Raw genomic sequence first — 11865 nt, 5'->3', positions numbered from 1 at the left:
GACGACTCCGCCGGGTCACTTTGGCTGTGACGTGCCCGGGCCGTCGTCGTACTTCGGGTTTGTCAGATGTTGAAGCCGAGGGCCCGCATCTGGTCCTTGCCGTCATCGGTGATCCGCTCGGGACCCCATGGCGGCATCCATACCCAGTTCAGGCGCCAGTCGTCCACGACGCCGTCCAGGGCCTGGCCCACCTGCTCCTCGAGCACGTCGGTGAGCGGGCAGGCGGCGGTGGTGAGGGTCATGTCGATCAGGAGCGCGCCGTCCTCATCGGAGTACTTCAGGCCGTACAGCAGCCCGAGGTCCACCACGTTAACGCCAAGCTCAGGATCGATGACGTCCTTGAGCGCCTCTTCGACGTCCTCCAGGGCCGTACGGCCCGGCTTGATTTCGGTCATGACAAGTCCTAACTAGGCCTGTACTGCGGCCTCGGCCGCGATGGTAGCTGCGCCGGCGCCCTTTGCGTAACGGTCGTAGCCTTCTTCCTCGAGACGGTCGGCCAGCTCGGGGCCGCCCTCCTCGACAACCTGGCCATCCACGAACACGTGGACGAATTCAGGCTTGATGTAGCGCAGGATACGCGTGTAGTGGGTGATGAGCAGCGTGCCCATGTTGCCCTCGGAGTGTGCGCGGTTAACGCCCTCGGAGACAATCTTCAGCGCGTCGACGTCAAGGCCGGAGTCGGTCTCGTCGAGCACGGCGAACTTGGGCTTGAAGAGCTCCAGCTGGAGGATCTCCACACGCTTCTTCTCGCCGCCGGAGAAGCCTTCGTTGACGTTGCGCTGGGCGAAGTCGGCGTCGATGCGCAGCTTCTCCATGGCGTCCTTGACGTCCTTGGTCCAGGTACGCAGCTTGGGTGCTTCGCCGTCGATGGCGGTCTTGGCGGTGCGCAGGAAGTTGGTCATGGTGACGCCGGGGACTTCCACCGGGTACTGCATGGCCAGGAAGAGGCCGGCCCGGGCGCGCTCGTCAACGCTCATCGCCAGGACATCTTCGCCGTCCAAGGTGATGGTGCCGCTGGTGACGGTGTAGCGGGGATGTCCGGCGATGGTGGACGCCAGCGTGGACTTGCCGGAGCCGTTGGGGCCCATGATGGCGTGCGTCTCGCCGGTCCTGATGGTCAGGCTGACGCCCTTCAGGATCTCCTTGGTGCCCTGCTCCGTGTCAATGCTGACGTGCAGGTCCTTGATCTCAAGAGTTGACATGCTCTTCTTTCTCTTTGCTCGTAAGTCTGGTGCTGCAGGCGCTCAGTTGTTTACTGCTGCGCCGTTCAAAACGTTGGTGACGTCCACGTAGACGTCGTCGCCGTCGAGTTCGACGGCGAACACCGGAACAGGATCGTAGGCGGGAAGCTGCAATGGTTGGCCGCTCCGCAGGTCGAACTGGGAGCCGTGGCCCCAGCACTCGATGGCGCAGCCTTCCACGTCGCCTTCGGACAGGGAAATGTCCGCGTGCGAGCAGGTGTCTCCAATGGCGTGAATCTCCCCCATTGAATCCCGGACGACGGCTACGGGGTAGCCGTCGATCAGGATCCGCAGCGCCTGCTTGACCTGGATGTCATTGGCGCTGCAAACCAGCTCGCCCTTGGGTGTGCCGCTCATACGTTCCTGCCTGCCTTTAGTTCTCGGTTGCTGCGAGTTCGCGTTCCACAGCCTCGGTCAGGCGCTCTTCGAGGGCCGGGACCTTGATCTGCTGGATGATCTCGTTCAGGAAGCCGCGGACCACCAGTCGGCGGGCAACATCCTCGGGGATGCCGCGGGCCATCAGGTAGAACAGGTGCTCGTCATCGAACCGGCCGGTGGCGCTGGCGTGGCCGGCACCCTCGATCAGGCCGGTCTCGATTTCGAGGTTGGGCACGGAGTCTGCGCGGCAGCCGTCAGTGAGGACCAGGTTCTGGTTCTTCTCGTAGGAGTCGGTGCCTTCGGCCTGCTTCTGGATCAGGACGTCGCCGACCCAGACGGTGTGTGCGCCCTTGCCTTGAAGTGCGCCCTTGTACAGGACGTTGGACTTGCAGTTGCCCACGTTGTGGTCCACGAAGGAGCGGTGTTCCAGGTGCTGTCCGGCGTCGGCGAAGTAGAGGCCCAGGAGTTCGGCCTCGGCCCCTTCCCCGGCGAACCGGACGTTGGAGTTCAGGCGGACAATCTTGCCACCGAGGGTTACGGCGATGTGCTTGTACACGGCGTCCTTGGCGACCTCGGCGTCATGCTGTGCCAGGTGCTTGGCGTCATCTCCCCACAGCTGCACGGAAACCACCGTGAGGTGGGCACCTTCGCGGACCAGGACCTCAACGTTGCCGTTGTGGTCGGCGGTGCCGTCATGCTCGATGATCACGACGCCGCGGCTGTTGGGCCCGGCTTCGATCACGACGTGGGAATTGGTGCGGCGGCCCGCCCCGTTGCCGGTGAGGACAAGGCGCACGGGTGCGTCCAGCTCTGCGTTGGCTGGGATGGAGATCAGCTGGGCTTCCTCCGTGTTGGCGGAAGCCACGACGGCGGCACGGTCGGCCGGGACCAGGGTGGCACCACGGGGGGCCTCACCGGCGCGGAGGCTCCGCTGCGCCACGGCGGCGGGCGCCTCGATGGAAACGCCGAGTGCGCCCTCCTCCGACGGGGAGTCGGACAGGAGGTTGGCCAGTTCACGCACCGGGGTGAAGCGCCATTCCTCTTCCCGGCCGTTGGGCAGGGCGAAGTCGGCCACGTCATGGCTGGTGAGCCGCTCGGCGCGGGAGGCCATGACCTGGGTGCCGTGGCTGTGGTGGCGGTCAACCTTGGAGGCGACCAGGTGCTCGCCTTCCTCGGTGAAACCGGAGATCGACGGTGCGCCGATGCGCGCCTTTTCGGTAGTTGCTTCGGCAGTCATTAACCGACGGATCCTTCCATCTGGAGTTCGATGAGGCGGTTCAGCTCAAGGGCGTATTCCATGGGCAGTTCGCGGGCGATCGGCTCAATGAAGCCGCGCACGATCATGGCCATGGCCTCGTCCTCGGGCATGCCGCGGGACATGAGGTAAAACAGCTGTTCCTCGCTGACGCGGGAAACGGTGGCCTCGTGCCCCAGCTGCACATCGTCCTCACGGATGTCGATGTACGGGTAGGTGTCCGAGCGGGAAATGGTGTCCACCAGGAGCGCGTCGCAGCGCACGGTATTGGCGGAGTGCTTGGCGCCTTCGCGGACCTGCACCAGGCCGCGGTAGGCGGCACGGCCGCCGCCGCGGGCCACCGACTTGGAGATGATGGAACTCTTGGTGTTCGGGGCAATATGCACCATCTTGGAACCGGTGTCCTGGTGCTGGCCCTCGCCGGCGAACGCGATGGACAGGGTCTCGCCCTTGGCGTGCTCGCCCACCAGATACACGGCCGGGTACTTCATGGTCACCTTGGAACCGATGTTGCCGTCCACCCATTCCATGGTGGCGCCGGCTTCGCAGACCGCGCGCTTGGTCACCAGGTTGTACACGTTGTTGGACCAGTTCTGGATGGTGGTGTATCGGACGCGGGCGCCCTTCTTCACGATGATCTCCACCACGGCGGAGTGCAGCGAGTCCGAGGTGTAGATCGGCGCGGTGCAGCCTTCGATGTAGTGGACGTAGGAGTCCTCGTCGGCGATGATCAGCGTCCGCTCGAACTGGCCCATGTTCTCGGTGTTGATGCGGAAGTACGCCTGCAGCGGGATGTCCACGTGGACGCCCTTGGGCACGTACACGAAGGAGCCGCCGGACCACACTGCGGTGTTCAGCGAGGCGAACTTGTTATCGCCCACCGGGATCACGGTGCCGAAGTACTCCTGGAAGATCTCCGGGTGTTCCTTCAAAGCGGTGTCGGTGTCCAGGAAGATGACGCCCTGGGCCTCGAGGTCCTCACGGATCTGGTGGTACACCACCTCGGACTCGTACTGGGCGGCAACGCCGGAAACCAGGCGGCTGCGCTCGGCTTCCGGAATGCCCAGCTTCTCGTACGTGTTGCGGATGTCCTCCGGGAGGTCTTCCCAGGTGGCAGCCTGCTTCTCGGTGGAGCGGACAAAGTACTTGATGTTATCGAAGTCGATGCCGGAGAGGTCTGCACCCCAGGTGGGCATGGGCTTGCGGTCGAAGTACTTCAGGCCCTTGAGGCGGAGGTCGAGCATCCATTCCGGCTCGCTCTTCTTGGACGAGATGTCCCGGACAACCTCTTCATCGAGACCACGCCGTGCATTGGCGCCGACGTCATTCTTGTCGGCCCAGCCGTACTCGTAGTTGCCGATGCCGTGGAGCTCGGGATTCTTCTCCAGAATCTCTGAGATCACAGTGTTTTCGGCTACTGCTTTCTCTGATAGTTGGTCCGTCATCACGGCCTTTCTTGCTGATGGTTGGTTACTTCGTCCAGGCGGGCGGGGGCTGCCGCCGGCACTTTGGCCGGCCCGGCAGACAGCCTGCCTGTGGGAATGTGGGTGGTGCAGACGTGGCCACCACGGGCCAGGGTGGAAAGCCGGCGTACGTCCACTCCCACCAGCCTTGAGAAGACTTCCGTTTCAACGTCGCAGAATACCGGGAAGCGGGCGGCGAGCTGCTGGATGGGGCAGTGGCCCTGGCAGAGCTGCACGCTGGAAAGCGCCGCGGGCAGGGGTGCCTTGGCCTCGATGGAGGCGGCCGACGCCACAAAGTTGTCGCGGCTCAGGGCGGCCGACAGGGCGGTGGCGCGGTCCCTGATGTCCGGCCCGGCTTTTTCCATTTCGGGCGCGTAGCGCCGTTCCATGTCCGCGAACCGCTCCTCGGCGAACGCCCGTACGGCGTCAGGGCCGGCCACCTTCTGCAGCTGCTGGAGCGCAAGGGCTGCAATGTCAAGGTAGTCATTGCCCAGGCTGGACTGGCCCTGGGAGCTGAGGACGTAGCGGCGTGCGGGCCGGCCGGCACCTGCTCCCGGCTTGGCAACCCGCTTGACCTCGATGATGCCGGCCCGGGAGAGGTGGTCGAGGTGGCGCCGGACAGCGGCCGGGGTGAACCCCAGCATGTCCCCCAGCTCGGCCGCACTGACGGGCCCGTGTTCCAGGACGGCAGCAAGGACCCGGTCCCGGGTGCGCTCGTCGGCGTCCGCCACAGGACCGGACGGGGCGGGACCCGGCCCGGCCACAGGCACAGCGGTAGCGTTGGTCATGGAATACACAACACAATCATGTCGTAATTTAGTCCCGGGCTCCAGTAAGGGCAGGCTGACCTTGGCCGGCTGCGCGCAAAACTCCAAGGATAGGGGACCTTCCTGACGGACGGCTCCATATACTACATCCCGTAGAATACTGTGGTGCGATCCCCCCAGTCTCCCGTCCTGTCCATCCATGGGCTCATCAAGGACGTAGGCCCCCTTTCCAGCCTGGACGGAAAGATGCTCAGGGTTGTCAGCGGCGTCTCCCTCACGGCGGAGCGCGGGCAGGTCACCGCCCTGCTGGGCGCGAACGGCGCCGGAAAGACGACAACCCTTGAGTGCGCCCAGGGCCTCCAGAAGCGCAGCGGCGGCAGCATCTCGCTGCTGGGCCAGGACCCCGCCACGGCAGGCGCCGACCTGCGCTCCCGCGTCGGTGTGATGCTGCAGGACGGCGGGCTCCCGCCGTCGGCCAGGCCACTGCCGCTGCTGCGGCATATCGGCGGGCTCTACGCCCGCCCCTGGCCGTTGGAGGACCTGGTGGGCCGGCTCGGCATCGATACTTTCAGCCGCACCAGCGTCCGCCGGCTGTCCGGCGGCCAGAAGCAGCGCCTGGCACTCGCGGCAGCCCTGATCGGCAGGCCCGAAGTCCTGTTCCTGGACGAGCCCAGCGCCGGCCTGGACCCGCAGTCCCGCCAGCTGGTGTTCGACTTGATTGCCGAACTGCGCGACGGCGGCATGGGAATCATCCTGACCACGCACCTCATGGACGACGCCCAGCGCCTTGCGGACTATGTGTACATCATTGACGGCGGCCGCAACGTCGCCGAAGGAACCGTCCATGAGCTGCTGCAGCGCAGCCCGGTGGCGGACCACGCCGGCGAGCACGTCCGGACCCTGGTGTTCGAAGCACCCGCCGGGCTGGACCTGGCTGCCGTGCTGCCCGACGGCGTCGACGTCTCCGAAACCCGCGCCGGGAGCTACGCCGTCACCGGCGCCCTCACACCCCGGCACCTCTCCGCGCTTGCCCAGTGGTGGGAAGCAAAGGACATCATGCCGGCGTCGATGAGCCTCCAGGCGCGTAGCCTTGAAGACGTCTTTTTGGATATCTCGGGAAAGGACATCCGATGAGTACCGCAGCGATCCGGGAGACGCAGCAGCCCGCGTCCCTGCTGCGCCGCGTCCTCCTGCAGGGCAAATACGAGGCACTGACAATGCTGCGGAACGGCGAACAGCTGATCCTGGCCGTGGTGCTGCCGCTGCTGGCACTGGTTGGCCTGACGGTGACGCCTTTCCTGGACGGAATGGGCTCCAGCCGCATCAACGTGGCCGTTCCGGGGATCCTGGCCCTGTGCGCCATGTCCACGGCTTTCACCGGCCAGGGCATCGCCACCGGCTTCGACCGCCGCTACGGTGTACTCCGGTTCCTGTCCACGACCCCCCTGGGGCGCGGCGGCCTGATCGCCGGCAAGGTTCTCTCGGTCCTGGCCGTCCTGTGCCTCCAGGTGGTGGTGGTGGGCCTTGTTGCCCTGGCGCTGGGGTGGCAGCCGATGGCGGCCGGCTGGCTCCCCGGGCTGGCGCTGCTGGCACTGGGCGCAGCGGCTTTCACCGCGCTGGGGCTGCTGGTGGCCGGAACCGTCCGGCCGGAAGCGACGCTGGCGATCACCAACCTGCTGTGGATCCTCCTCGGAGCCATGGGCGGGATCGTCATCCCGGCCGAACGGCTGCCCGCCGCGGCGCAGGCCGTAGTCCATTTCCTGCCTTCCGGCGCCCTCGGTGAATCGATGCGCGCCGCTTTCCTGGGCGGAGCCGTGAACGGCGGCGCCGCCCTTATCCTGCTGCTCTGGACAGTCATTGCCGGTGCCGCAGCCATCCGTTGGTTCAAGTGGAATTGAGATAATCGTGACCACGGCTTCACGCCTTCCCCAGCTTGCCGGCCGCCTGGCGTCGCGGCTCCCCCGCACGGTGGACGTCCGCATCCGCCGCCTCGCCGTCGCATCCCTGATCGGCCAGACGCTTCTGGTGGTCACGGGCGGAGCTGTCCGCCTCACGGCCTCAGGCCTTGGCTGCCCCACCTGGCCCCGCTGCACGTCGGATTCCCTGGTGAATACCCCGGAAATGGGCATCCACGGCTTCATCGAGTTCGGCAACCGGCTCCTGACCTTCGCGCTGGCCGCCGTGGCCGCGCTCATGCTGGTCTACTTGTGGAACCTGCGGAAGGAACGCAAGGACCTCTTCCTGCTGGCCCTCGGACTGCTCGCCAGCATCCCCGCACAGGCCGTCATCGGCGGCGTCACCGTGCTCACCAACCTCAACCCGTGGGTGGTGGGCCTGCACTTCCTGGTGTCGATGGCCCTCGTGGTGTTCTCCACCCTGCTGGTGAACCGCGCCTTCGGCCGGACCGGCCGCTTCCCCGCAGGCCGCCCCGCGGAACTCCCTGCCGTGCTGCGCCCGGTAACGGCCGCCGTCGCCCTTTTCTCTGCCGTTGCCGTCATGCTCGGCGTGGTGGTTACGGGTGCAGGTCCCCACGCAGGTGACGCCGACGCTCCCCGTAACGACCTCGACTGGGACCTGTTCTCCCACATCCACGCAGTCCCGGCGTATCTGGTCACCGCCGGCACCGTGGTGGCCTTTGTGCTGGTCATCCGCCGCCGCATTACAGGCCCCTTCCGGACGGCTGTCCTGATGCTCCTGGGCGTCACCGTGCTGCAGGCCATCATCGGGTTCACGCAGTACTACAACGGCATCCCGGCGTTGCTGGTGGCAGCGCACATGCTCGGCGCGGCGCTGCTCATGGCAGCCTCGACCAATGCCTGGGACATCGCGCGGTCCAGCAAGGTGAAATAGCCCCCAGCGCAGCTGGCGCCTGGCGCCCCGGTCCGCTTCAGGACCGGGGCGCCTGCTTTTAAGGCCGCTGGCTAGCGGCCTGCTGCGGCGACGTTGCCCTGGCGGTCGGCGTCGAAGTCAGGGTCCAGGTTCTTGATGCGGTCGGCGGAGACCTGGAGGACCCGGGCCGTGGCAATGTCATAGAAAAGTCCCGTGGCCTGGACCGTCCCAACGGCCAGTGCGGGGCCTGCCACTGGATGGTCCTGCAGCTTTGCCAGCTGCACGGCCACGTTGACCATCGAGAGCTGGTCAACGGTCCCGTAGCCCGCTGCGGCGGCCTGCCTGCCCACCGGGTGCCCTGCCAGCAGTGCCGCATAGCTGGGGCGGGCATGGTCCAGCCACTGGTTGAACGCCGGGCCCAGGGAACTGTTGTCTCCGCCGTCGGCTTCCGAAAGGAGCGCCTTCATGGCGCCGCAGTTGGAGTGCCCGCAGATGACCAGGGACTGCACCCGCAGGCCGTTGACGGCAAAGGACAGGGCCGAATCAATCGAGGCGTCCCGCCCGTGGCTGCACACCACGTTGCCGATGTTCCGCAGCGTGAGCAGGTCGCCGGGGCCGCTGCTGGTGATCAGGTTCGGGTTGACGCGGGAATCGACGCAGGCCACGAACAGGCTGTCAGGGTTCTGGCCTTCCGTCAGGTCATGGACCAGCGGACGGACCTGGTGGGCAAACCGGCGGTGGTACTTGTTGACCCCCACCAGCAGGGGTTCCTTCCGCGGCGGGAGCGGCAGTTCGGTGGCTTCCTCGCGCCTGGGTGCCTGGTGACCGGCATCCTGGAAGACGGTGTTGCCGTGCTCCTCAAGGCGCACGGCTCCGCCGGTGGCCTGGTGCTGCAGCTGCCAGGCAAGCAGGGCTTCACGGAAAGAGTGGTCGACGTAGTCCGCGTTCAGCTCCACCACCACGTTCTTGCCGGCCGGTACAGCCTGGAGGACGGGGTTGAGCTTTGGCAGCGCGAAGAAGCTGCAGGAACCGGCGATGGTCACGCGCCAGGGCGACGACGGGGCGGCCGGCGGGTGGGACTGGATCTGTGCCCGCAGGACACGCCAGAGGACGTTGGCGGCGGCGAGGGCAAGGCCGATCATGACGCCCTCGAGCAGGTTCAGGAACACCACGCAGACCAGGGTTACCGCATAGATCGGAAGATCCCCCGTCCGCAGGCTGGTGCGGATATCCGCCACTTTGATCAGGCGGGCACCGATCACCACCAGCAGGCCGGCCAGGACAGCCAACGGAATCAGCTGGATCAGGCCGGCGAAGAGGGCCGAGAACGCGAGGATCCACACCCCATGCAGCACCGCGGACGTGCGCGTGGCCGCGCCCGCTTCCACGTTGGTGGCGCTGCGCACGATCACACCCGTCACCGGCAGGCCGCCCAGCGACCCGGAGAGGATGTTGGCCGTGCCCTGCCCAATAAGCTCCCGGTTGAGGTTGGTCCGCGGACCGGTTTGCATCTTGTCCACGGCCACCGCGGACAGGAGGGACTCGATACTGGCGATCAGCGCCATGGTCATGACGGCGAACGCGAAGGCGCGCCAGTTTCCGTCAGGGAGCTGCGGCAGGGCGATGGCGTCGAAGATGGACCCGTCCAGGGAGATGCGTTCAACGCCGGGCGCAAAGGCCACGGCCAGAGCGGTTCCTGCCGCGACGGCGGCCAAGGGCCCGGGAATCCGCCGGACAGCGGTGGGCAGGAACTTCCAGCACAGCAGGATCGCCACGACGGCCAGCCCCAGCAGTGCCGCGTGCAGTTCGAGGTTGGTAATGGCCGCCGGCAGTCCGGCGAGGTTCTCCAGGGCGGATCCGGCGGGCCGGGAGCCGAGAATCACGTGCAGTTGCTGCAGGATGATGGTGACGCCGATGCCGGCCAGCATGGCCTTGACCACTACCGGCGACACCGCCAGGGCGGCCCTGCCCACCCGGCTGAAGCCCAACAAAAGCTGGACGACGCCGGCGGCCGTGGTGATGGCGCAGGTCACCTGCCAGCCGAATTCCTGGACGAGGCCGGCCACGACGACGGTCAGTCCGGCCGCCGGTCCACTCACCTGGAGGGGTGAGCCGCCGAGGCTTCCAGCCACGATCCCCCAATGGTGGCGGCGATAAGTCCCGCCATGATCGGCGCCCCGGAGGCCGCTGCAATCCCGAGCGAGAGCGGGAGTGCCACCAGGAACACCACCAGCGATGCCGGCACGTCGGCGCCAAGGTGGGCGAAGAACGGAGGGCGGGACAGGAAGCGGCGGCGGCCTCCGCCGCCTCCTCCGGGCGGGCTGTGGCTGGGGGCGGGGACGGCAGAGGGATGGGCTTCCATGGGGATTCCTTTGGTCGCGGGAGGGGTCCGCTCTACCGTAAGCATCCCGTCAGTGGCAATGACAGTTAAAGTGACGGATATGACAAATCTGTCATATTCGTCTGCCGTTGGGTTAAAGAACAACGGCGGCTCCCGCCTGAAGCAGGAGCCGCCGTGGGCCAAATCGAAGTGCCTAGCCCGGCATGACAGCACTTCCAACGAAGGGGTCCACCGCGAGGGCGATGAACAGCAGCGTCAGGTAGCTGATGGAACCGTGGAACACCTTCATGGCGCGCTTGTCGGAAATATCCTCGCGGTGGGCGCGCGAGTAGAGCGCGTGCGATTCGTAGAGGAACCAGGCGCCTGCGACGACCGCCGTCGCTGTATACACCCAGCCTGCCCCGCCGGCCGGGATCATGAGCAAGGAGGAGGCCACCATGGCCCAGGCGTACAGCACCACCTGGACAGAGACGACCTTGGCCCCGGCAATGGCCCCAAGCATGGGGACATTGGCATTTCGGTAGTCCTCGCCGTAGCGCATGGACAGGGGCCAGTAGTGCGGCGGCGTCCACAGGAAGATCACCAGGAACAGGATGATGGCGGGCCACTCCACGGAGTTGGTCACGGCAGCCCACGCGATCAACACCGGGAAGCAGCCGGCGGCGCCGCCCCAAACAATGTTCTGCGCAGTGCGGCGCTTGAGGATCATCGTGTAGATGACCACGTAGAAGAAGATGGCGCCCAGGCCCAGCCAGGCAGAGAGCGGATTGGCGCCGAACCATAGGATCACGATGGCAGCCGCTCCCAGCAGCCAGGAAAAGACGAGGGCTTCCCTCGGGGTGACTTCCCCTGTGACCAACGGCCGGTTTTCCGTCCGGTGCATCAGCTTGTCGATGTCCCGGTCGATGTAGCAGTTGAAGGCTCCGGCGCTGCCGGCAGCAAAGGCGCCGCCCACCAGCGTGGCAAGGATCAGTCCGATGGACGGAAAGCCCCGCTCGGCGTAGATCATGGTGGGCAGAGTGCTCACCAGGAGCAGCTCGATCACGCGCGGCTTGGTGAGGGCGAGATACGCCTTGGCCTTACGGGCAAACCCGATGCCGGAGGCCCGGGATGCGTTCAGCGGCGTATCTGTTGTGCTCACGGTGGCAGTCACCCGTTCTGTGTGGCAGTTGAGGCTGGCAGGCAGCTCCGGTCGTGCGGCCCGGACCCGGGCACGGCACTTAAGGAAGGAAACACTTCACGTGCGTGCAACAGCCGGGACACCCCGGGCGGCGTTAGGGATGCGCCCGGAGTTGGCCTCCGATTATCATACCGCGCCGCCGGCCCTGCCCCCGCCCTCCAATATGCGCAATTGATTGGTCGCGGGCCCATTCGAGCAGATTAACTCAACCCTCCGAAAAGGTGATTCACAAAAGGGGAAATTGCGTCCAAAACGTGAGATTTGCGCCGCCCGCAGTATGGATAAGAGCTAAGCTGTCCCCAGATCAGCACGCAGCAAGAAAGCGGTGGAAAACGCATTCCCGCTTGCTGTTCGTGACTGAATGCAAGGATCAACGTTTCGATGGTGAACGGCTGGTACACACCGCAGCGG

Annotated in this window: 10 protein-coding genes and 1 pseudogene; 3 read left to right on the top strand and 8 right to left on the bottom strand. The window is 66.1% G+C overall.

The genetic code is table 11. The annotated features are described in order from the left end of the window. Positions 1-62: 62 nt before the first annotated feature. The 6 genes from ACWRN3_RS03375 to ACWRN3_RS03350 are packed head-to-tail and all read right to left on the bottom strand — an operon-like array spanning position 63 to position 5125. Complete coding sequence (locus ACWRN3_RS03375) at positions 63-395, bottom strand: metal-sulfur cluster assembly factor (RefSeq protein WP_110543073.1); 333 nt, start codon at positions 393-395, stop codon at positions 63-65. Positions 396-407: 12 nt separating this feature from the next. Then, on the bottom strand, positions 408-1202 hold the full coding sequence (gene sufC, locus ACWRN3_RS03370) for a Fe-S cluster assembly ATPase SufC (RefSeq protein WP_324641918.1): 795 nt from the start codon (positions 1200-1202) through the stop codon (positions 408-410). A gap of 42 nt (positions 1203-1244) precedes the next feature. Further along, positions 1245-1598 carry a non-heme iron oxygenase ferredoxin subunit gene (locus tag ACWRN3_RS03365; protein ID WP_307427140.1) on the bottom strand — a complete coding sequence of 118 codons (354 nt, stop codon included), beginning with the start codon at positions 1596-1598 and terminating at the stop codon, positions 1245-1247. 16 nt (positions 1599-1614) lie between these two features. After that, positions 1615-2856, bottom strand: a complete 1242-nt coding sequence (gene sufD / locus ACWRN3_RS03360) for a Fe-S cluster assembly protein SufD (RefSeq protein WP_255172180.1) — start codon at positions 2854-2856, stop codon at positions 1615-1617. After that, a complete protein-coding gene (sufB, locus tag ACWRN3_RS03355) occupies positions 2856-4319 on the bottom strand; it encodes a Fe-S cluster assembly protein SufB (RefSeq protein WP_255172179.1) in 1464 nt (487 codons plus the stop codon). Before sufB ends, sufD begins: the two co-directional genes overlap by 1 nt. After that, on the bottom strand, positions 4319-5125 hold the full coding sequence (locus ACWRN3_RS03350; RefSeq protein WP_324641916.1) for a helix-turn-helix transcriptional regulator: 807 nt from the start codon (positions 5123-5125) through the stop codon (positions 4319-4321). Before ACWRN3_RS03350 ends, sufB begins: the two co-directional genes overlap by 1 nt. Positions 5126-5269: 144 nt before the next feature. On the opposite strand from ACWRN3_RS03350, the gene ACWRN3_RS03345 reads away from it, so the two are divergent. From ACWRN3_RS03345 to ACWRN3_RS03335, 3 genes are read left to right on the top strand one after another with little or no spacing between them, the layout of a single operon-like run. Further along, positions 5270-6238 carry an ABC transporter ATP-binding protein gene (locus ACWRN3_RS03345; protein ID WP_255172177.1) on the top strand — a complete coding sequence of 323 codons (969 nt, stop codon included), beginning with the start codon at positions 5270-5272 and terminating at the stop codon, positions 6236-6238. Further along, positions 6235-7002, top strand: coding sequence for an ABC transporter permease (locus ACWRN3_RS03340; RefSeq protein WP_324641914.1), 768 nt, complete (start codon positions 6235-6237; stop codon positions 7000-7002). Before ACWRN3_RS03345 ends, ACWRN3_RS03340 begins: the two co-directional genes overlap by 4 nt. Positions 7003-7009: 7 nt before the next feature. Beyond that, positions 7010-7954 (top strand): COX15/CtaA family protein, encoded by a 945-nt coding sequence (locus ACWRN3_RS03335; protein ID WP_476739869.1) that lies wholly within the window; start codon positions 7010-7012, stop codon positions 7952-7954. A gap of 71 nt (positions 7955-8025) precedes the next feature. On the opposite strand, the pseudogene ACWRN3_RS03330 reads toward ACWRN3_RS03335, so the two are convergent. Then, a pseudogene (locus ACWRN3_RS03330) lies at positions 8026-10295 on the bottom strand (SulP family inorganic anion transporter). A gap of 172 nt (positions 10296-10467) precedes the next feature. Beyond that, on the bottom strand, positions 10468-11427 hold the full coding sequence (locus tag ACWRN3_RS03325) for a heme o synthase (protein ID WP_324641911.1): 960 nt from the start codon (positions 11425-11427) through the stop codon (positions 10468-10470). Positions 11428-11865: the final 438 nt, after the last annotated feature.

The organism is Pseudarthrobacter sp. rb (assembly GCF_056389225.1).
This window is presented reverse-complemented; position numbering and strand designations above follow the sequence as displayed.